The 21679-nt window shown below is 73.0% G+C and carries 15 protein-coding genes and 1 pseudogene; 13 read left to right on the top strand and 3 right to left on the bottom strand.

Going from position 1 to position 21679, the window contains the following annotated elements:
- The first annotated feature begins 162 nt into the window (after window positions 1-162).
- On the top strand, window positions 163-4245 hold the full coding sequence (locus AB0O09_RS01505; protein WP_363539039.1) for a hypothetical protein: 4083 nt from the start codon (window positions 163-165) through the stop codon (window positions 4243-4245).
- Window positions 4235-6409 (top strand): hypothetical protein, encoded by a 2175-nt coding sequence (locus AB0O09_RS01500; protein WP_363539037.1) that lies wholly within the window; start codon window positions 4235-4237, stop codon window positions 6407-6409. Before AB0O09_RS01505 ends, AB0O09_RS01500 begins: the two co-directional genes overlap by 11 nt.
- A gap of 5 nt (window positions 6410-6414) precedes the next feature.
- On the opposite strand, the gene AB0O09_RS01495 is transcribed toward AB0O09_RS01500, so the two are convergent.
- Window positions 6415-7200, bottom strand: coding sequence for a hypothetical protein (locus AB0O09_RS01495; RefSeq protein WP_363539035.1), 786 nt, complete (start codon window positions 7198-7200; stop codon window positions 6415-6417).
- A gap of 364 nt (window positions 7201-7564) precedes the next feature.
- Between AB0O09_RS01495 and AB0O09_RS01490 the strand changes: the two genes are divergently transcribed.
- Together AB0O09_RS01490 and AB0O09_RS01485 are read left to right on the top strand one after the other, a co-directional pair.
- Window positions 7565-8101, top strand: a complete 537-nt coding sequence (locus AB0O09_RS01490) for a hypothetical protein (protein ID WP_363539033.1) — start codon at window positions 7565-7567, stop codon at window positions 8099-8101.
- Entirely contained in the window at window positions 8098-8919 is an 822-nt protein-coding gene (locus AB0O09_RS01485) for a hypothetical protein (RefSeq protein ID WP_363539031.1), read from the top strand. Before AB0O09_RS01490 ends, AB0O09_RS01485 begins: the two co-directional genes overlap by 4 nt.
- Window positions 8920-8979: 60 nt before the next feature.
- Here the strand turns inward: AB0O09_RS01485 and AB0O09_RS01480 are convergent, their stop codons facing one another.
- Both AB0O09_RS01480 and AB0O09_RS01475 read right to left on the bottom strand, forming a co-directional pair.
- Complete coding sequence (locus AB0O09_RS01480) at window positions 8980-9312, bottom strand: phage tail protein (protein ID WP_359983694.1); 333 nt, start codon at window positions 9310-9312, stop codon at window positions 8980-8982.
- 47 nt (window positions 9313-9359) lie between these two features.
- Window positions 9360-10589, bottom strand: a complete 1230-nt coding sequence (locus AB0O09_RS01475; protein WP_363539029.1) for an RNA-guided endonuclease TnpB family protein — start codon at window positions 10587-10589, stop codon at window positions 9360-9362.
- 7 nt (window positions 10590-10596) lie between these two features.
- Between AB0O09_RS01475 and tnpA the strand changes: the two are divergent.
- The 9 genes and pseudogenes from tnpA (at window position 10597) to AB0O09_RS01430 (ending at window position 21576) form a co-directional block, all read left to right on the top strand.
- A pseudogene (gene tnpA, locus AB0O09_RS01470) lies at window positions 10597-11030 on the top strand (IS200/IS605 family transposase).
- Between the two features lie 89 nt (window positions 11031-11119).
- Entirely contained in the window at window positions 11120-12118 is a 999-nt protein-coding gene (locus AB0O09_RS01465; protein WP_363539261.1) for a LysE family transporter, read from the top strand.
- Between the two features lie 289 nt (window positions 12119-12407).
- The gene (locus AB0O09_RS01460) at window positions 12408-14267 is read left to right on the top strand and encodes a non-ribosomal peptide synthetase (RefSeq protein WP_363539027.1); all 1860 of its coding nucleotides are present in this window, start codon (window positions 12408-12410) and stop codon (window positions 14265-14267) included.
- A gap of 295 nt (window positions 14268-14562) precedes the next feature.
- Window positions 14563-17568: a beta-ketoacyl synthase N-terminal-like domain-containing protein gene (locus tag AB0O09_RS01455; protein ID WP_363539025.1), complete on the top strand. Its 3006-nt coding sequence runs from the start codon at window positions 14563-14565 to the stop codon at window positions 17566-17568.
- Window positions 17561-18748 carry a MupA/Atu3671 family FMN-dependent luciferase-like monooxygenase gene (locus tag AB0O09_RS01450; RefSeq protein ID WP_363539023.1) on the top strand — a complete coding sequence of 396 codons (1188 nt, stop codon included), beginning with the start codon at window positions 17561-17563 and terminating at the stop codon, window positions 18746-18748. The genes AB0O09_RS01455 and AB0O09_RS01450 overlap by 8 nt, the downstream gene beginning before the upstream one ends.
- Window positions 18749-18751: 3 nt before the next feature.
- Window positions 18752-19315, top strand: coding sequence for a gamma carbonic anhydrase family protein (locus AB0O09_RS01445; RefSeq protein ID WP_363539021.1), 564 nt, complete (start codon window positions 18752-18754; stop codon window positions 19313-19315).
- Window positions 19315-20079, top strand: coding sequence for an alpha/beta fold hydrolase (locus AB0O09_RS01440; RefSeq protein WP_363539019.1), 765 nt, complete (start codon window positions 19315-19317; stop codon window positions 20077-20079). Before AB0O09_RS01445 ends, AB0O09_RS01440 begins: the two co-directional genes overlap by 1 nt.
- The gene (locus AB0O09_RS01435) at window positions 20069-20920 is read left to right on the top strand and encodes a transporter substrate-binding domain-containing protein (protein ID WP_363539017.1); all 852 of its coding nucleotides are present in this window, start codon (window positions 20069-20071) and stop codon (window positions 20918-20920) included. The genes AB0O09_RS01440 and AB0O09_RS01435 overlap by 11 nt, the downstream gene beginning before the upstream one ends.
- A gap of 95 nt (window positions 20921-21015) precedes the next feature.
- Entirely contained in the window at window positions 21016-21576 is a 561-nt protein-coding gene (locus AB0O09_RS01430; protein WP_363539015.1) for a flavin reductase family protein, read from the top strand.
- Window positions 21577-21679 lie beyond the last annotated feature (103 nt).

The following is a 21679-nucleotide window of genomic DNA, read 5'->3' as shown; positions in this document are numbered from 1 at the left end:
TTTCGAGGCGGGCTCAGGGTCTCCTCGGTCTCGGCGCGACCCCGGTGCAAGCGTTCCACAGGCACGTCCTCCCCCGGCGGACGCGACACGGGCGTGGCGGGGGCGTCGGTGGGGGTCGTTAGGCTGCACGGGCCGTTTGAACGATCATCACGGGGGCGTGCCATGGGTTGGGAGATCACTGCGCAGGGGTACTCCGCGCGGCTGGAGAACGGGCGGGTGGTCCACCGCAACGAGCGCGGGCGGGTGCTGAAGAAGGTGCCGCCCCCGCTGGTCGGCCATCCGGGCCTGCTCCGGCTGACCGCCCTCGCGGACGGTGTCGCGGCACACCGCCGGACGTGCCGTCAGACGGCCGAGCGCCTGGTGCAGGAGGCCGTCGCCGTGCCGGCCGACGTGGTGGAGATGCTCGCCGCGGACTGCGCGTGGAAGGAGGCGGTGGCGCAGGCCGGGCTCGTTCCCGCTGCCGCCGGGAGCCCGGGGCAGGAGGGCGACGACCTGCTGCTGGCCCGCCGCTACCGCCATCCCGCACTGCCGGACGAGGAGCGGATCCTGCTCACCACCGCCGATGCGGTCCGGCACCGCGACGAGCTGATGGTCCACCTGGGCTGGGAGCCGGTCGACATCCGGCCGACCGGGCTGCCGGGCCCCACAGACGTGCCCTTCCCCGAGTCCGCGCTGGCCGAGCATCCCGCGCGGACGGACGAGGTGCTGCACCACGTGGAGCGCCTGGAGCAGGTCACCTCAGCCTGGCAGGTGTTCATCAAGCGTGACGTGGACGCCGTGCTGAAGGAGGTCGCCGGCACCGAGCCTGCCCTGCTGCGCTGCTTCCTGGACGGCGTCGCCGACCAGTGCCTGCGCCACGGCGGCGAACGGGCCGATGCGGCAGCCTGGTTCGGCCGGGCAAGGACCGCCGAGCGGACCGCCGGTGAGCACGTCGACCAGGAATGGCTGGACGCCCGCTACGCCGCCATGGACGCCGCCGGTGCCCTCACCGACACCGCCCTGCGCGAGCGCATCAAGCAGGTCACCGCGCGGGGCGCCGACCCGAAGGCGGCCCGCCGCGTCCTCGCCCTGCTCACCACACGGACCCTCCGTGAGGGCGTGCGCCCCCGGCTCGCCCTGGACGTCACACGCACCGCCCGCGCCGCCGGGCTAGACCCCGACCGTGAACTCGCCCGGCTCGCCGCCCTGAGACTGCCCGCCCGCGACCTGTGGGGCGACGCCGCCCGCGAATTCTGGAACGCCGTCCTCGCCTCACCCGCCTGGAACCTCGTCCTGGCCGAACTCCCCGACCTCGCCCACGACGTGGTCGCCGCCGGGCCGCAGACCGGGATGCTCGACTCGGACCTACCGGTCTCCTACCTGGAACAAACCGGTGCACTGGCCCTTCTGACAGAGCCAGCCGGCGAAGGCGGGGCCGCTCCCGGCACCGCAGCCGAGTGGCTGCGCCGCCTGGTCGTGCTGGCCGACTGTTCGTTCCGCCCGGGGCCCGCCCCCGGTCTGCACCGACTCGCCGCACTGCTGGCGCCGCGAATCGCCGCCGACGGCGTGCCGGTGGACCTGCCCTACTCCAGCCGGTGGGACCGCAATCGCCGGACCCCCGGGGCCGTACGGCTGGACATCCTCGACCTGCTGCTGGCCGCGGGTGCGCCCGTCGCCGACCCGCCGCCACGGCTCGCCGACCCGTACCTGCACCACATCGCCGCAGCGCCGCGCCCCGAACTGCGCGCCCTGACCGCCGACCCACGGTTCGCCCGCGAGATCCGGGCACTGCTGCGGGCCGAGTTCGAACTGACCAACGGCGGCGACTCGGACAACCTCTGGTACCAGCCGCACGACCCCAAGGGCTGGGCCAAGGTGCCCGCACTGGTCGACACCGCGCTGGGCCGGCGCACCCTCGCCGAGTGGTGCGACGAGGAACTCGCCGAGCTGCCCGTCCTCGACCTCGACGAGGTGGCACTGATGCTCGCCCGCTTCATGCACATCGGCGCCGCCACCGCACTCCTCGCCGACCCCGGCCGGGCCGAACGGCTCGCCGCCGTGGACGTCGCCGCACTACTGCTGGCCGCCGTGGCCGAAGCGGCGCCCGAGCCTGCACTAAACCGGGCGGGCGCCGAGCTGCTGCTGCGCGGGGTGGAAGCACAGTCCGTCTTCCGGGACGGGGTTTCGGTCCCCGTCCGGCGGCGGATCGGCCGCCTCCTGGGAATCGAGGAGGACGAGGTCGGCGCCGAGTTCGCCCGGCTGGTACAGATCGCCGCGAACTGCCGCAACGGGCTCGCCCACCTCCTCGCGCAGCTGACCCCGACCGATGTCGTGCCGACCGGTCCGTCCAGCGACACCGCCACCGGCACCGGCACAGCGAGCTCCTCCCCAAAGGCGGCCGACCGGCCCGCCGCCCCGGTGCCGGCACGTGTCCGGCTCGGCCGCCTCCTGCACACCGTCGCCACGGCCGCCGACGGCGTGCCGTGGAACGGCGACCTCGACCATCCGAGTGCCATCATCCCCGGCACGTCCGCCGCCTCCCCCTACCTGGTCATCGACCCGCAAACCGAGTTGCTGCGCGGCGACGCAGTGAGCGGCACCGTGCTGCGCGAGTACGCCGATCTCCCGTTCGTCGCCGAGCAGGGGACGGGCCGCTGGCGCACCGTCAAGCTCACAGATCCGGGCAACCGGCCGGTTCCCCCAGCGGGCCACGTCTACCGCACCGCCCTGTCGACCGCCGTGGTGCTCCACAGCAGCTTCAACCGCTCCCAGCTGCTGGAGTACGCGCCCTCGGGCACCTTCCCGGAGGACGGCCCCCTGGCCACCGCCGGCTACGAGGTCGAGCACGCGCACGAGCTGGTCGCACAGGGCGGCGTCCGCTGGCTGCACCGCTACCTCGACCTCCTCACCGCACGGGGCCCGCTGCCCGCCCACCCCGAGGCAGCCGAAGAGCTCGCCCGACGGCTCGCTCTGACGGCCGACGAAGCGGACGCCCTACTCGCCGTCCGCAAGTACAACCGGGACCACCCGACCGCCGCCGAGAAGAAGATCGCCGACCGCATCGGGCACAACGCCCTCCGGGAGATCCGAAACCAGCTGCTCCCGAAGGACCCGGAGCGGCTGTGGACGCACGGGCCCGATATCGACGAAGCCGTGGCCTGGTGGCACGAGCACTTCGGCGCACCCCCGGTCGACACCAAGCTGCAGGCGCAGGCCCGACGCGAGATCCGCTTCCCCAAGGGCGACTGGGCCCCCACCGGCGCCGGGCCCGCGGTCGACCCAGGCCCGGACGGGCTCCGCAGGCGCCGCCAACGGCTCGACGCCCTGCTCGCCGCCGCCCTCGCCCCCGACACCGGCCCCGACTGCGCGCCCGCCCCGTACGCCTCGCCCTACGCAATGGCCTGGCTGGCCTACCGCACGCCCGCCGGCCACCCACTGCGGCCCGCGCTCGGCACGGCGGCCCTCCGCACGGCCGAAGCCGCGGGACGCGCCGACTCGGCGGCGTGGCGGGTGTTCTCCGCCGACCGGTGGGCGGCCATGGGCGAGCCGCCGTCCCCGCTACCCCTGGCAGACCTGACCGGCATCGAGGTGGTGGACGACCCGGCCAAGCGGCAATGGCACGTCCTGGTGCACCCGGAGCTGCTCAACGGCGCCGACGACCCGGCACTCGACGCGCTCGACGACTACTACGACCGCCTCCAACCGTCACAGGCCCTGCCCTCGGGCACCGGGCTTCCCGCCCTCACCGACCTGCGGATCCTGCTCTCCGGCGACCTCGACGCGCTCGGCCGGCACCTGACGACCGACACCGACCGCACCCCGGGCTGGGAGCAGGACCCGCGCCGCAGCGCACCGGAGATCGTCGCCGCCTGCGCCGATGCTCTCACCCTGTCGACGGACGCCGCGGCGCTGTACCTGATGCTGCTCGCCCTACCGGACCCCACCGACCGCCACGTGCGGCAGTGGACCGGCTGGTCGCCGACCGTCCTGAAGGTCGCGCAACAGCAGCTTTGCGGTACCGGCCTCGTCATCGAGGCCCGCCGGCCGCGAGCCGGGCGCAGCCTGTTCCTCCCCGGCCCGTGGCTGGAGTCGAAGGTGCCGCGGCTGCCGGTCGAGGCCGGGAAGCGTGCCCTGCTGCCCGCCGACCCCGCCCGGGCGAGCGGCGCGCACACGGTGGTGGTGCCGTCCCGCCCGCTGCCCGTCCTGTTCGCCGACGCCTGGCGGTCGGCCGACCCGGCGAAGGAGGAGCCCGGTCATGTCCGGTGAGTTCAGCAGCGGTGGTCCGGTCGACGAAGTCGCGCCGGTGGTGGACGGGCGGTTGACCGATCCGGGGTGGCTGGTGACGGCCGCGCCGGAGCAGGTCGCGGCGGCGCTGGAGGGCGCCGTCGGGCCGCGGGAGGTGACGGCGGCGGCCGTGTACCGGGCGTCGGGGCATGTGCACCGTGACGCCGGTCCGGTGGTGCGGCGGCAGGTGCTGGCGCTGGACGCGGCACGGTGCGGCGACCGGGAGCTGCTGGCCGGTCTCACCGAGGTGCCGGTCCGACAGGAGGCGGACGGTTCCTGGACGGTGCAGTGGGCGACCGGCACCGGCCTGGACTCCCGGCTGCGGCACGCACTGCCCGCGCCGGCCGGGGTGACCGCGGTGGCGACCGTGGTCGTGGAGGGGCGTGGACTCGCCGTCGCGGGCTGCGCGGACGGCACGCTGCTCTGGTGGGATCCGGTCACGGGCGGGCAGCTCGGCCGGGCCGCGACCGGTCACCCCGGCGGGGTGCGCGGTCTGGCGACGGCGGTGGTGGACGGGCGGCCCGTGGCCGTCACCGTCGGTTCCGACGGGACGGTCCTGGTGTGGGACCTCGACGAGGGGGAGCCGGTCGGCGAGTACCGCGCCGGCGGTGACGACCGGATCTTCACGCTGGCCACCGCACGGGTCGGGGGCCGGCCCGTCCTGGTGGCCGGCAGCACCGACGGCGTGGTGAGGGTGTGGGACCTGGCCGCCCCCGCCCGCGCGGACGCGCTCCTGACCATCCGCACCGGCCATGTGCCGGCGCTGGCGACGGCGGTGGTGGACGGCCGGCCCGTCGCCGTCACCGGCCATGCCGAGGGCGCCGTCCGCAGGTGGGACCTGACCACGGGACGGGAGTTCCGCGCCGGGGGCGACGGCGCGGAGGATTCCGGGCCCTTCGCCGATCCGCCGTCCGACCTGCCGGCGGCCGCGGAGGGCGGCGCCGGTGACGACGACGGTGACGACGGGTTCCGCCGCTGCATCACCCTGGAGGTCAACGCCATGACACACCTCCTGGCGACGGACCCGGTGGTCGAGTGCCCGGTGGCGATCAGCGCCAACGCCTACGAGACGTACGTCTGGGACCTGGCCACGGGCGAGCAGCGGAGCGGGGACGCTCCCGGGTTCGCGGAGGCGGCGGCGCTGGCGGTGCTCGACGGCCGCCCCACCGCCCTCCTCGGGTTCGGCCGCGGGCGGGTCGCGGTCTTGGACCTGTCCGCCCGTAGGCGTCCGTGCCGGCCGCTGATCGGCCACGAGGGGACCGTCCGAGGTGCGGCGGCGGTGGCGGTGCAGGGGCGGCACTTCGCCGTGACCGGCGGCGACGACCGGTCGGTTCGCATCTGGGACCTCGACGGTGCGTCCGACGGCGGGCTCGGCGGCGGCAGGGCCACGGGCAGCTTGCCGGCCGGCCGTGCGGCGCCGGTGCGGGCGGTCACCACGGCCGTCGTGGACGGCCGCCCCGTCCTCGTCACCGGTGGCGCGGACACCGAGGTGCGGATCCGCGACCTCGACGGCGGCGGACAGCTCGGTGGGCCCCTGACCGGCCACACCGCCGCCGTGGAGCTCCTGACCGCGGGCGCGGTGGAGGGACGGCTCACCCTCCTCAGCCGCGACCGGCACGAGTCGGTCCGGATCCGGGACCTGACCACCCGGGAGGAACTGCACGGACGGTCGACGAGCGAGTACGCGAGCCCGTCCGTCCACTCCTTCGCCGTGGTGGAGGGCCGCTTCGTCGCGGTGACCTCCGAGGGACGCGTGTGGGACCTCTCGGCGCACGCATGGATCGGGGTGCAGCCCGAGCAGGGCGGCGCCCTGGCCCTGGCGGCGCTCGGCGGCCGCCACCTCCTCCTGACCGGGCACCGGACGGAAACGGCCCAGCTGTGGGACCTGGCCACGGGTGACCGGACGGGGCCGCCCCTGACGGGGCACACCGGCACGGTGTCGGCCGGCGCGATGGGGATGCTGGACGGTCGTCCCGCCGTCGTCACCGGGTGCGGCGACGGCACCGTGCGGGTGTGGGACGCCGCCGCGGGGCGGCGGATCGGCGCGTACGCGTTCCCTGCCGCGATCGGCGGACTCGCGCTGGCGCAGGACGGGCGGCTGGCGGTCGTCTTCGGCCCGGACGTCGCGGTCCTGGCCCGCCGTTGATCCGGCTACCAGAACTGCGCGAGGGCGCTCTCCTTGAACGGTGCCGGGCTGACCGACAGGTCGCCGGCGAAGGGGCGGTCGAGGACGACGACCAGCAGCAGGCTGAAGCCGATCAGGGCGGCGACCGCCCCGACGAACACGAGCCGGATGCGCCTGCTGCGGCTGCCGTAGAGGAAGGTGAGCGGGAGCATCACCAGGGCGCCGCCCAGCACCAGGACCTTCAGCAGGATCGGGAGTTCCTGGTTGCTCTGGTCGATCCGGGCCCGGCGCTGCGTGACCACGTCGTCCAGGCTCGCGACGGCCTGCTCGTAGTACGCCTGCTCCACCGCGCTCTGCGGCTCGTACGAGCGCAGCGCCGTGTAGATGGCCTCCACCCGGGCCCCTGCCACGAGGTAGTCCGCCGTCCCGGCCTTCATCCGGGGCCAGGTCTCCTCGACGACGGCGTGCACGTAGTCGCGGACCGCCGCGTTGACCGCGTCCCGGGGTTCGGCGGGGAACGCCCCGACGTCCCGGACGATCTTGGACGCCGAGGTCGCCTCGGTCGCCACCACCGTCGAGGCGGTCTCCAGCTGGGTCCACAGATTGACGATCACGAAGGCGAGGATGATGCCGTAGATCGCGCCGAACATGCCGAGCACCACGCCCACCATCTCGTTGTGGTCCCCGCGCGCCAGCGCCGGGTACCGGCGGCACGTCAGGATGCTGCCGGCCACCGCGAGCAGGACGAACCCGCCGACGATCACCAGGGTCAGCGTCAGGGCGGAGAAGTGGTTGAGCAGCCAGAGTTCCACGGCGGTTCCTTGTCGGATCGTGACCGAGGCAGACGGGACGTATGCGGATGGTAATCACACGTCGCCCTCCCTCCGCTCATCCGACTCCGTGGCGTCACCGCGGCTGAGGGCCGGCGCCGACCGCCCGCAACGCGATCCGCCCCGCCCGGTGGCCCCGCGCCCGCCCGCCCACGCCCCGCCCGCGCGCGCGGGGGGATGCCCGCCGGCGGGTGCGGCCGCTCATCGGCGGACTCCGGCCCGGGCGCGGCGGGAGAGCGCGACCACGGCGGGAACGGCGCTGGCGACGGCGGGCAGCCGGACGCGGCAACCACGGAGGCGGGCCGGTGCGTCAGGGACGGTAGAACCCGACCCGAGGGAGTGAACCGTGTCCGGCAGGCCTCCGGCGGATCCGCACGCCACCACCACCCCGGACGGCCCGGCACCCGGCTACGATCCGTCTGCCCGGTGGTGGGCGATCCTGCGGCACGCGCTGTCCGTCGCCGTGACGACAGCGGTCGTCGTCACGGCCTTCACGGTCCTCACCCTCCCCCTGGCGGCGGTCTTCCTCCTTGACGACGTGTTCGTCGTCCGCGACTTCGCCGAAGCCGTTCTGATCGCCCTCGGCGTGGGGTTCGCCGCGAGCGTGCTCGTCCTCCCCGTCGCCTTCGGGTTCGAGCGGCGGGTCATGCGCGGCGGCACCGCATGGAAGGCGCTGGCGGCGTGCGCCCCGGTGGCCGCTCCGATCACGGCTGCGCTCGTCTTCGCTTCACTGTTCGAGTTCCAGCCGTCGGCCGCCGTCGGCTATGCGCTCGACGTCGCCGTGCTGCTCCTCGTGAGCTTCTCGGTCTACTGGCCGGCGCTGTGGTCGCTGAACGCCCTCCACCACGGCGCTCGGCGCCTCTGCCGGCGGGTGGCGGGGTGACGTCCGTCGAGCGCCTGACCTCCCGCGCCCGGCACGGCCGACACCGGGAGATGCTTCCCGAGCTGCTCGACCTGGCCACCGATCCCGCTGCGCCACCCGACCCGGCGTGGGAGGCCGCAGCGGCGGCCGTCCAGGTCCTCTGCTGGGAGGACCGCTTCGCGGAGGCGGGCGAGCTGGCCGAGCTGCTGATCGAACGTCAGGGGCCCGGCGGCGGGGACCTGTGCGACCAGGACATGCCCTTCACCGAGGCGTTCCTGGCCGCCCAGCTGTACGCGGGGGTGCCCGCACAGCCCCGGATGCGCGCCGCGGCCGACCACGTCCCGGAGGGCCGGGTCCTGCGGGACGGGCTGCTCTGGCCGGCCGAGCAGCTCGACGTCCGGCCGGTGGAGTGGCTGCTGCCGTGCCACTACGACTGGGGCGGGCCGCGCGTGCCCCGGGAGGGCGTGATCGGCGAGTGGCTGCTGGACCGCGACTTCGCGGCGCTGGAGCCGCGCGAGAAGCGGGTCGCCTGGGAGGCCGTCGCCAAGACCAACGACTTCGCGCGCGGCCGCGAGCTGGTCGAGTCGCTCGGCGAACTCCCCGATCAGTACCACCTCTGCCTGTGGCTCGCCGGCTGGTACGCCGTCGAGGGGGACGTCGCCGGCGGCGAGCGGATGCTGCTGGCCGCGCACGCGCGGTGGTGGCCGTACATGAGGTGGGACGTGATCCCGACCTCCGAGGTGCTGCAGCCGACACTGCGGAGGGTGGTCACCGACGAGGTGCGGCAGCACTACCTCAGCCGGCCGGCCGGCCCCGAGGCGTCCGGCGGGCCCTCGTAGCGGCACCCGACACCCGGCACGCGGGGCCCGGCCGGTCGCACGGCCGGGCCGGCGCCGGGATCAGTACTCGTTCTTGATGACGAAGTACGAACCGCGGATCGTCCCGGCGAGCTTCGACTTCTGCCGCGCGAACTTGAAGCTGGAGGCGAGCTCCTCCGGGACCTCCATCCCGTCCGAGAGCTTGAAGCCGACCGCACGCTTCTTGGGGTCGTCGACGGTGTACATCACGTTGATCGACAGGCCGCTCTCGTAGAAGACGTAGGCCATTCGGATGTTCTCGACCTGGAAGGCCGTGGCTTCGAGGGGCCGGGAGGAGATGACGATCTCGCGCTCCTCCCGCAGGATCCGGTGCACCCACTCGACGACCTCGGCGGCCTCGCCGGCCGGCTCCACCGTGAAGACGTGGTCGTACTTGTTCTTGAATTGACATCCTCCCCGGCCTAAAGGCCGGGGATTCCCGCCTGCTCCCACCGGATGGTGGAGGGCTTCGGATGGGTTCCTGCTTCGCCGCGCGGTGCGGGCACGGGTGCCCGGCTTACCTGCGCTCCACAGGCTGACACCGCCAGTCCGGCGGCCTTGGCGACGTTGACCGCCGCGTTCACGTCCCGGTCGAGGACGGCCCCGCATGCCCCGCATGTCCACACGCGGACGTGCAGCGGCTTTGGGCCGTCCTTGACGCCACACCGCGAGCACACCTGGGAGGTGGGCTCGAAGCGGCCGATCCGGAGGAAGGTGCGCCCGTACCGGGCGGCCTTGTACTCCAGCATGCTCACGAACGCCGACCATCCGGCGTCGTGCACGGACTTGGCCAGGCGCGTGCGGGCGAGCCCCTTCACCGCCAGACCTTCCACGGCGACCGCTTGGTTCTCGCGGATCAGCTTGGTGGAGAGTCGGTGATGGAACTCGCGGCGCGCGTCCGCGACACGGGCGTGGGCCCGTGCGACGCGAACCCTGGCCTTGTCCCTGTTCCTGCTGCCCTTCTTCTTGCGGGAGAGGGCGCGCTGCACCTTCTTCAAGCGCTTCTCGGCCCGGCGCAGGAAGCGCGGGCTGTCGATCTTCGTACCGTCGGAGAGGACCGCGAAGTGCCCGAGCCCGAGATCGATGCCCAGCTCGGGCGACACCTCGGGCAGGACTTCTTCCGGGCCGGTCCCGACGACGAAGCTCACGAAGTACCGGCCCGCGCTGTCCTTGACCACGGTCGCCGTGGACGGGCTGGAGGGCAACGTGCGCGACCACTTCACCCGCACGTCGCCGATCTTCGGCAGACGCAGCTTCTGCCCCAGAGTGATCGACCAGCGGGCGTTCGCGGTGAAGCGGACGGCCTGCCGGGTGTCCTTGCGGGACTTGTACCGGGGTGCGCCCGTGCGCGGCCGCTTGCCCATGAGCCCGTCGAAGAAGTTGCGGTACGCCGCGTCCAGGTCGCGCAGGGACTGCTGGAGGATCACCGCCGAGACCTCGGCGAGCCAGGCCCGTTCCGGGGTGTTCTTCGCCTTGGTGATGAGCTGCTTCGACAGGTCGCCGGTCTTCGGGAACGGCATGCCTTCGCTGCGGGCGGTCTCCCGGGCGCGAAGCGCGTCGTTGTAGACCACCCGCGTACACCCGAACGCCCGTGCCAGCGCGGTGCGCTGACCGGCGCTCGGGTACAGGCGAAAGCTGTACCGAAGCTGCACACAGATCATGCTACGCAGTTGGTTCACGGGTATCGACGAGAACGTTCACACGGATCGACACCGCGTCTTCCGCATGCACGTCCATTTGGTTTTCGTGACGAAGCACCGGCACTCCGTTTTCGCCGACCGGCACCTGACGCGGTGCGAGAAGATCATGCGCGCCGTGCGCGAGGGCTTCGAGGCCGAGCCGATCGAGTTCACCGGCGAGGCCAACCACGTCCACCTGCTCGTGAACTTCCCGCCGAAGGGCGCCGTGTCCGGGCTGGTGAACTCCCTCAAGTGCGTGTCCTCGCGCAGGCTCCGCCAGGAGTTCCCCGACCTCGTCCGCCACTACTGGCGGGCACAGCGCCTGTGGTCCGGCTCGCACTCGCCGGATCGGTCGGCGGTGCGCCGCTCAGCATCGCGAAGCAGTGCATCGAGCAACAGAACCGGCCGCACTGACCCGGGCCGAGGCACACCGTGCGGATCCGCGCCACGCCGCAGGGCTGCCGGCCCGAGGTGCCGACGACGGCGTTCCGGCTGCCTCGCCGATGCGGCGCCCACCACCAGAACTTCCTCACGACGCAGCCCGACTGACTGTGAGTCAAAGTACCGGCCGTGATGCCGATCACGTCGCAGACCGGTGCGACTCACGAACCGGCAGAAGTGCCGAACTGCGCTGCTGCACAGACGACTTGACGCCATGCAAGATCCTGACTGACGGTTCCTCACAACAGCCGCCCCCCACCGGACTCCGGGCAGGACGCTCGGCCGGGGGGGCGGTTATGGGGCATTTGCTCATCCACATCGTGGACATGGGTATGGAGTCCGTGAGGGGTGTGTATAGGCTGCGCGACGATCGCCGGGCGGAGTTCTGCCGGCGGGTCACATCAGCGGCATTTCCGGGGGAGGAATTAGCCATGCCACTTGATGCGTGGATCACTTGTTTCGCGGCTTCGTGGATCTTCTCGTTGTCACCGGGCTCCGGCTCGGTTTTCTCGATGTCGAACGGCCTGAACTACGGATTCAAGCGCGGATATCTGGGCGCGGTCGGACTGGTGCTCGGCCTCTGGGCCGTCTTCCTGGTCGTCGTGGTGGGCCTCGGGGTCATCATCCAGGCCTCGCCGATCGCCTTCAACGTGCTGAAGTGGGCCGGTGTCGCCTACCTCTTCTACCTCGGCCTGGCACAGTGGCTGTCGAAGGGTTCACCGATCACGCTCCGGGAAGGCGACAAGCCGAAGATCGGCATTTTCGAGATCATCGGAAAGGGCATTTCGCTCAACCTGATCAATCCCAAGGGCTACATCTTCATGCTGGCGGTCATCCCGCAGTTCATCGTGGCCGGGCACTCGCTGGCCCCGCAGTACGTCGCCGTCGCCCTGACCTTCGCGTTCACCGACCTCGTGGTGATGGCCGGCTACACCGGGCTCGCGTCCCGGGTCGCGCTCCGGCTGAAGACCGAGAAGCAGGTCGGCGTCCTCAACAAGGTGTTCGGATCGCTCTTCATGCTCGCCGCCGTCGTGCTGGCGACGTTCCAGCAGGCCGGCTAGTTCCAGCAGGCCGGCTGGTCCACGGCCTGCGCGGCAGTGCCCGGTGGGGAGCGGTCCGTCGGAGGACCGCTCCGCCGGGGGCACCGCCCGGGCGAGCGGGCCCGTGGTGCCCGGCCCTCGCCCGTGGGAGTCCCGTGTCCCGTTCCGCCGGACACCGTGCACCGTTCTCCCTCTCCTCCGTCTTCTCTTTCCTCCACGCAGCGGCCCCTTCCGGCCGGCCCAGGGCCGGACCGCGCTCAGGGCACGGGCACGGCCCGTCGGCCCGGGGGCCGCCTTCACCTGTCCTCACATGGAGATGTTTGCTGTGCAGGCGGTAGATGATCTTTTGCAGCGGGCGTGCGAGACGTTCGCGGACGCGACCGCTGTCACCACGTCGACCGAGTCGCTGAGCTACTCGGACCTGTTCTTACGAGCCCGGGACCTCGCCGGGGAGCTGGGTGCGCGCGGCATCGGCCGGGGCGACGCGGTCGCGGTCCTCGGCCGCCGCAGCCCGGCGGTGATCGCGGCGGTGTTCGGCGTCTGGCTGGCCGGCTCGGTGGTCATGCTGGTCGACGAGGCGCTGCCCGAGGCGCGCCGCGAGGCCATGCTGGACACCGGCCCGGTCCGGGCGGTGGTGGTGTGCACGGACGGTCCGCACACCCGCCCGCGGGTCGAACCGCGGGCCGGCGCCGCGCGGACGGACGTCCTCGACGACCCGGACCACGCCTACATCGCCTTCACCTCCGGATCGACCGGCAGGCCCAAGGCCATCGTGGGCAGCCACACCGGTCTGTCGCTCTTCCTGCAGTGGCAGGCCGAGGAGTTCGGCGTGGGGCCGGACGACCGGTTCGCGCACCTGACCAACCCGTCCTTCGACGTCTGGTTCCGGGACGCGCTGACGCCGCTGGTCTCCGGTGCCACCCTGTGCGTCCCGGACGCCGCCCACCTGGACGCCGCCGGAGCGCTGGACTTCCTGCGCGGCCGGGAGATCACCGGCCTGCACCTGGTCCCTTCCCTGGGCAAGGTGTGGACGTCGGTGGCGGCCGGGGCCGAACCGGTGCCCTCGCTGCGGCACGCCTTCTTCGCCGGCGAGCCGCTCGACGCCGAACTGGTGCGCCGTTGGTGGGAGCTGTTCCCGGGCTGCCAGGTGGTGAACCTGTACGGCCCGACCGAGACCACGCTGGCCCAGCACTTCTACCGCGTCCCGGCCGACCCCGGGCACGGGATCCAGCCGGTGGGCCGCAACCTCCCGCACTCCCGCAGCCTGGTGCTGGACGAGGAGCGCAGGCCGTGCGCACCGGGCACCGTCGGCGAGATCTGCATCGCCGCCGAACGGCCGTCGCACGGGTACCTGGCGGACGGCCGGATCGTCGCGCCGTTCGTCGAGGTCGAGGCCGAGGGGGAACGGCTCACCGTCTACCCGACGGGTGACCTCGGGCGCCGGGCCGACGGCGGCGAGCTGGAGATCCTCGGCCGGGCGGACGAGCAGATCAAGATCGCGGGCGTGCGGATCGAACTGCAGGAGGTCCGCTCGGCGATCCAGTCGCACCCGAGCGTCCGCGATGCCTTCGTGTGCGCACTGGAGGACCGTTTCACCAAGGCCATCGTGGCCGTCCTCGAGGGCGACGCGGCAGCCGAACCGGAACTCCGCACCCACCTCGGCGAACACCTGATGGGCGTCATGGTCCCCTCGGTCTTCGCCTATCTTCCGGCACTGCCGAAACTCCCCAACGGAAAGGCCGACCGGGCCGCACTCAAGGAGATCGCCGGAGAGCGCCTGGCGGAGCGTTCCCGTGCGGTTTCCGAATCCGTCGATTCCCGTTCGGATTCCCGCCGGGCCGCCCTCCCGGTGGCCGACCGGCTGGCCCGGATCTGGCAATCGGTGACCGGCGCCGGGCGGTTGGCCGACCGCGAAACGACCTTCTTCAACGCCGGCGGCACCTCGCTCACCATCGTCGTCCTCCATGCGGAGATCCAGACCGAATTCGGCGTCGCCTTCCCGCTGGTGCGGCTCTTCGAGCACGCCTCCTTCAACGCGCAGCGGAAATTCCTCGAAATCCTCCTCGAGGAGCCGGGCGGCAGCACGCCGAACACCGGTGCGGCCACCGCCGGCGCGGCTGCCCGACGCCGCGTCCTGACCGCCCGACGCACCCGCACCCGCAGCCGCTAGCCGATCCCGGGCTGCCCGGGCGCGCCCCGGGCCGTGCCGTCGCCGACCGTCCGGAGCGCACGTACCTCACGCGTCGCCTCCGGCCGGCCCGCGTACCCGCCCCTGCTGCGCCGACTCCCTCCTGCAGCGGTTCCCCTCTGCACCGTCGCGCACCCGTGGTGCCCGCGCACCCGCGCACCCCGTGCCGCCCGCCCGATCTGGGCTCACCGCCGGGCCTGGCGCCCCTGCGGGCTGTCCCGCGGGCCCGTACGCAGCGAACCGGCGCCACACACTACGGACTTGGACAAGGATGAACATGCACAGTGATGACGATGCGGTCGCGATCGTCGCGATGGAGTGCCGGCTGCCGCAGGCCGCGGACGTCGACGAGTTCTGGCAGCGCCTGGTCGACGGCCACACCGCGGTCACCGATCTGACGGACGACCAGGTCGCCGCGGCCGGTGTGCCGGCCGCGCAGCGCTCGCGTCCCGACTACGTCAAGCGGGCCGGAGTCCTCGACGGCGTCGCCGAGTTCGACTCCGGGTACTTCGGCTACTCGCAGCGCGAGGCGGACGTCCTCGACGTCCAGCAGCGCCTGATGCTGGAGAAGTCCGTGGCGCTGCTGGAGCGGGCCAACATCGATCCGCAGCGCACCGACCGGCGGATCGGCGTCTTCGCCGGCTCGGGCATGAGCACCTACGTGTTCGGCGCGCTCCGCCGACCCGACCTGGTGGAGTCGCTCGGCGAGATGCTCGTCCGGCACGGCAACGACAAGGACTTCCTGGCCACCCGGATCTCGTACAAGCTGAACCTGCGCGGGCCCAGCCTGAACGTGCAGACCGCCTGCTCGACCGGTCTGGTCGCGGTCCACTCGGCCGTGCAGAGCCTGCTGCTGAACGAGTGCGACGCGGCCGTCGCGGGCGCGGTGTACATCCGCGTCCCCCAGGAGTCCGGCTACCGGTACCAGGTCGGCGGTGTGCTGTCGCCCGACGGCGTCTGCCGGCCGTTCGACGCCGGGGCCAACGGGACGCTGTTCACCAACGGGCTGGGTCTGGTGCTGCTGAAGCGGCTCGGCGACGCGATCGCCGACGGCGACCGGGTGTACGCGGTGATCGCCGGCTCCGCGGTCAACAACGACGGTGCGCAGAAGGTGAGTTTCACCGCCCCGAGCGTCTCCGGGCAGGTCGCGGTGCTGCGCGAGGCCCTGGAGATCTCGGGTGCCGAACCGGGCGACCTCGACTACCTGGAGGCGCACGGCACCGGCACCGCGCTCGGCGACCCGATCGAGATCGAGGCGATCAAGCAGGCGTTCGGCACCGAGGGCGCCCCCTGCGGCATCGGCTCGCTCAAGGGCAACTTCGGCCACCTCAACATCGCCGCCGGCATCGTCGGCCTGATCAAGGCCGCGCTGGTCCTCGACCGCGGGTACGTACCGCCGACGGTGAACGTCCGCGAGATCAACCCCGCGCTGGAGCTGGAGGGTTCGCGCTACTACGTGACCACCGAGGGCCGGGAGCTGGACCCGGGCCGCACCCACTGGGTCGGCGTCAGCGCCTTCGGCATGGGCGGCACCAACGGCCACGTCGTCCTGCGCAGCCACGAGCCGCAGCCGGCCGGGACCGCCGAGCCGAGCGAGGCCACCGACGCGGGCGGGGCCCGGCCGAGCATCCTGACCTTCTCGGCCCGGTCCGAGAGCGCGCTGCGCGGTCAGGGCGCCGCACTGGCCGCGCACCTGGCGGCCGACCCGGACGCCTCGCTGGCCGAGTACGCCCACACCCTGCGCGAGGGCCGCACCCGCCACCCCCACCGCGCCGCGTTGGCCGCGGTGAACCCGGCCGAGGCCGTCGCCCGGCTGAAGGCCGAGCGCTACCACACCGGGGCCGCGGCCGACGCGGACGGCCTCGCCTTCGTCTTCGCGGGTCAGGGCACCCAGCGCCCGGGCATGGGCGCGGGACTCGCCGCGCACGACGAGGGCTTCGCCCGCCGGCTCGCCGAGGCGAGTGCCGCGGTCGACGCCCGCACCGGCTTCCGCCTGAGCGACCTGCTGGACGCCGGGAAGCAGGGCGGGAGCACCGACATCACGGACACGGCCGTCGCCCAGCCGCTGCTGTTCGCCGTCGAGTACGCGCTCGCCACCGCCCTGCTCGACGCGGGCGTCACGCCCCGCTACCTGTTCGGCCACAGCCTCGGCGAGATCGTCGCCGCGACCGTCGCCGGCGTCTTCGACCTGCCCGCGGCGGCCGAACTGGTCGCCACCCGAGCCCGGTTGATGTCCCGTTGCAGGACCGGCGCAATGCTCGCCGTCACCGACCTGGACCCGTTCGCCGAGCTCGTCGGCGACGGCACGCTGGTCGTCGCGGCCACCAACTCGCCGCGCCAACTGGTCCTTTCGGGCGGCCACGCCGGCATCGAGAAGGCGATCGCCCGGGCCGGCGAGGTCGGCGTCCAGCACCAGCAGCTCGCCACCTCGCACGCCTTCCACTCGCCGCTGATGCAGGACGCCGCCGACGAGTTCCTCGCCTTCCTGAAGACCTGCGAGTTCCGGGCACCGCGGATCCCGGTGGTCTCCAACATCACCGGCCGGCTGCTCACCGAGTACGAGGCGCGCAACCCGCACTACTGGGCGGAGCACCTCGTCCGCGGAGTGGACTTCGCCGGGTCGGTGGACACCCTGCGCGAGCTGGGCGTCGACAGGTTCGTCGAGATCGGCGCGGGCCGGTCGATGAGCAACCTGGTGCGGACGAACTTCGCCGCGGCGGGTGCGGCGGCGCCGGCACTGGCCCAGACCCTCGGCGAGCCGGAGCACGAGGCGGAGTCCTTCGCCGACGCCCTCGCCCTCGGCTGGGCCGCCGACCCGGAGGTGTCCGTCGAGGAGTACAGCACCGCCGGGCGGATGACGGCCCTGCCCACGTACGCGTTCGACCGGCTCGTCCACTGGGTGGAGCCGTCGCCGGGCTTCGCGGTGGACGCGGACGCCGCCCCGGCCACGCCCGCGGCGCCGACGCCGGCCCCGAGCGGACCCGCGCAGCAGCCCGGAGGTACGGCTCCCGCCGCCGCGGAGGAGGAGAACGGCGCCGCGGAGGAGATCCGGCAGATCGTCGGCCAGATCTTCGAGAGTTTCCTCGGCGGCTCGGCCGCCTCCGCCGACCTGGGCTTCTTCGACCTCGGCGGCAACTCGCTGATGGCCATCCAGTTGATCAACAAGCTTCGCGAAACCTTCCAACTCGACCTTTCCGTCCGGGACTTCTACGAGAACAGCTCGGTCTCCGGAACCGCCGACGTGATCACCGCACTGCTGCTGGAGGAGCCCGCACATGTCTGACGGCACTTTCCTCGACGCCGACCGGCTGGCCGGCCTGAAGGCACGGCTGAAGTCCGGCCCGGCGGCCCCCGCCCCCACCGCTGCCCCCGTCGCCCCTCCCGCCCCGGCGCCGCACGGGGCCCGGCGGTCGTCGGACCTCCCCGACCTCGGCGTCATCTTCTTCTCCGGGCTGACCGGCGGCAGTGACCCGTACGACCTCCTGCTGGACGTCTCCCGCTACGTCGACCGCGCCGGGTTCACGGCGATCTGGACGCCGGAGCGGCACTTCACCGAGGTCGGCGGCGCCTACCCCAACCCGGCCGTCCTCGGCGCCGCACTGGCGATGATCACCGAGAGGGTGCGGATCCGCGCCGGCAGCGTCAACCTGCCGCTCCACGACGTGCTGCGCGCCGCCGAGGAGTGGGCGCTGGTCGACAACCTCTCCGGCGGACGGGTCGACCTCGCGCTGGCACCCGGGTGGCACGCCCGGGACTTCGTCCTCAACCCGCAGGGCTACGAGAACCGTTCCCACCTGCTCAACCAGGCACGGGAGCAGCTCCAGGACCTGTGGCGCGGCACCGCCGTGCAGCGCAAGGACCCGCTCGGCGACACCCACGGGATCATGACCTTCCCCCGCCCCGTCCAGCCGGAGCTGCCGGTCTGGCTGACCTCCTCCAAGAGCGAGGACGCCTGGCGGTTCGCCGGTGAGAACGGTCTCAACGTGCTCTCGGCGCTGATCAACTTCGGCCCGCCCGAGCTGGAGAAGCGGATCGCGATCTACCGCGACGCCCGGCAGCGGGTCGGCCTCGACCCCGCGCGGGGCGTGGTCTCGCTGATGCTGCACACCTACGTCGGCGCCGACGCGGCCTCGGCCGTGGACCGGGTGCGGCCCGCGATGACCGAGTACCTGAGCTCCTTCGTCACCCAGCACGCCACCGCGGGGCAGGCCGAATCCAAGGACAAGGCCGACACGCTGCACAACCTCGGCGACGACCGGGACGCCTTCGTCGAGATGGTGTTCCAGCGCTACGTCTCCTCCAGCTCGCTCATCGGCGACGTCGCGGGCGCCAGGGCCACCCTGGAGGGCTTCCGGGCGCTGGGCGTCGACGAGATCGCCTGCCTCGTCGACTTCGGCCTGCCCAAGGACGAGGTCCTGCAGAGCCTCGCCCGCCTCGCCACCCTCGTCCGGCAGGAGATCTGAGCCGTGAAGACGTACAGCTTCCAGGGCGTCCGGCCCCGCATCCACCCGAGCGTCTACGCCTTCGACGACGTGGTCGTCATCGGCGACGTCGAGATCGGGGCGGACGTCAGCCTCTGGCCGGGCGTGACCGTCCGCGGCGACAAGGGCCCCGTCCGCATCGGCCGCGGCTCCAACGTGCAGGACCACGCGATGCTGCACTCGGACCCCGACCACCCGCTGGTCCTCGGCACGGACGTCACGGTGGCGCACGGCGCCCTGCTGCACGGCTGCACGATCGGCGCCGGAACGGTCGTCGGCATCGGCGCCGTCGTCCTCAACGGCGTCACCGTGGGCGAGAGTTCGCGGATCTCCGCCGGTGTGGTGCTCAGCGCGGGCCCGCAGTACCGGCCGCGCAGCCTGATCGCCGGCAACCCCGCCTCCGTGCTGATGACCCTCAGCGACAGCGACGTCGCCGTCCTGGACGAGACCGCCGCCGAGTACCGCGAGCTGGCCGACCGCTACCGCACCCAGCTGCGGCCCGTCACCCTGCCGGGCCGCGAACGGCCGCACGCCGGGTCCGGCGCCTGATGGCACCGCCGATCCGACCGGCCGGCAGCCGGCTGCTGCGCCGGTACGCGGGCGGCCACCGGCAGGCCGTGGTGTGCTTCCACCACGCCGGCGGGGGGATGTCCGCGTACCGGGGCTGGGCGCAGGCGCTGGCCGCCCGCGCGGACGTGCTCCTGGTCCAGCTCAAGGGCCGCGAGGACCGGGTGGCGGAGCCGCTCACCGACCGCCTGGACGACCTCGTGGTGGAACTCGCCCGGGAGATCTGCGAGTTGCCGTACGAGGACGTGGTGCTGGTCGGGCACAGCATGGGGGCGTCCCTCGCCTGGGCGGTGGCCGACGCGATCTGGGCGGTCTACCGCCGCCGGGCGCGGGTGGTGGTGTCGGCCCAGGCACCGCCCCCGTACGCGGGCCGGGACCTGCCGGGTGTTCCCGAGGTGCTCGGCGGGCCGGCGGACGACTCCGCCGACGCCGCGGCACCGGGCCCGGCCGACGGGCTGCACGCCGGGACGCTCGCCGCCGACCTGGCCTGGATAGCCCGGGAGTTCCCCGCGTTCGTGCCGCGCGCCCTGCCCGTCGACCTGCACTGCGTCCTCGCCGACCGCGACCACCTGGTGGACCCGGCCGCGGCGGCGGGCTGGGCGGCGCTGACCACCGGGCGCTTCACCCACCGGACGGTGGACGGCGGACACATGTACCTGCTCACCGATCCCGCACCGCTGCTCGCCCTGGCGGGCGCCGTCGCGGGCGGAGACCGAACGCTCCAGGAGGTCTGCGTTGACCAGTAGTCCGGCCGGTACGGCACACCACGGTGCGGGCATCCGGATCGGGTTCCAGCGGAACACCCCGCCGTTCTCCTACGCACCGCCGGCCGCGGGCCGGGCGGACAGCGGGTTCCGGCCGATCGGCTACTCCGTCGACCTGGCGCGGCTCGTCCTCGCCCGCATCCACGGCGGCGACCACCTCGTCCCGCCGGTCGAGGCGGTGGAGGTCACCTCGACCACCCGCGAGGGCCTGCTCTCCGCGGGCCGGATCGACATCGAGTGCGGATCGACCACGATCACCGAGGCCCGGTCGCAGCGCTACGCGTTCAGCCGGCCGATCTTCCGCACCTCGCACCGGATCGCCCTGAAGGGCCGCCCCGGCGTACCGCCGGCGCCCGGCCTGCGCGTGGTCGGCATCGAGGGCTCGACGAGCCAGGCCGCCCTGGAGGGCCACCCGGACCTCGGCTTCGCGTTCACCTTCGTCGGCGTGCCGTCCATCGGCGCGGCACGGGACGCGTTCCTCCACGACGACCGGATCGGCGCCCTCGTGGCGGACGAGGTGATCCTGCGCTCCCTGATGCGCGGCGGGGCGGCCGCCGCCGGCGTCCGTCTGCTGGACGTGCGCCTCGGCGGCGAGGACTACGGCTTCCTGCTGCGCAAGGACGACCCGGAATTCCTCCGCGCGGTCGACACCGCGCTGGAGGAGGTGTTCGCCTCCGACGCCTACCCGGAACTCATCAGGTCGTGGTTCCGCGCAGAGCTGCCGGGTCTTGGATTCGGCCTGGAAATGGATCCGGAGGACGATTCGTTCGTGTCGGCCGGGAGCCGCCGGAACGTGGGCCTGGTTCCCGTTCCCGGCGGCTGACCGCGCGCCGGGGAACCGATTTCCTCCGCTCGGCACGACCGGCCCCGAAAGGCGGGGCAATTCATCCGATCGACTACAAATTACGGGGGTCCGTCATGGTTATCGGAAAGGCGCCGGCGGCGAAAACCGTCGACTGCGACCTGCAGCGCGAGTTCAAGGAGGTCATGGCCTGCGTGGCCACACCCGTGTCGGTCGTGACGGCGATGGCCGGCCCGGACGTGCCCTCCGGCGCGACGGTCAGCGCCTTCACCTCGCTGTCGATCGATCCGCCGATGGTGATGGTCGCCCTCGACCACCGGTCGAGGACGCTCGACGCGATCCGCGCCTGCGGCGCCTTCGGCCTCAACGTCCTCGGCGCCGAACAGGCCGATGTGGCACTGTCGTTCGCGGCCAAGGGCGGCGCGGACAAGTTCCACGGCGCGGCCTGGGGCATCGACCGGGGGCTGCCGCGGATCGATCGGGCACCGGCCTGGATCGCCTCGACGGTGGCGGACCTGGTCGACGGCGGCGACCACGTCATCGTCCTCGGCCGGGTCCGGGCCGCGGAGGTGACCGACAGCCAGCCGCCGCTGGTCTACCACCGCCGCAGCTTCGGCACCCACCTGCCCGACCGCGTCCCGCCCCTGCTCGCACCGGCGCCGACGCGCTCCGGCTGACCGCCCGGCCCGCTCAGCCACGGATTTGCCGCGTTCGCCGGAATTACCGCGGCGAACGCGGCAGTCCGGCGACAATCCTTTCGTCTCGCACTCTGAGAACCCG

Origin of the sequence: Kitasatospora sp. NPDC093679, assembly GCF_040683455.1 — a bacterium.
Lineage (GTDB): Bacteria > Actinomycetota > Actinomycetes > Streptomycetales > Streptomycetaceae > Kitasatospora > Kitasatospora arboriphila.
The sequence above is the reverse complement of the archived record's forward strand: the minus strand, read 5'-3'. Positions and strand labels throughout refer to the sequence as shown.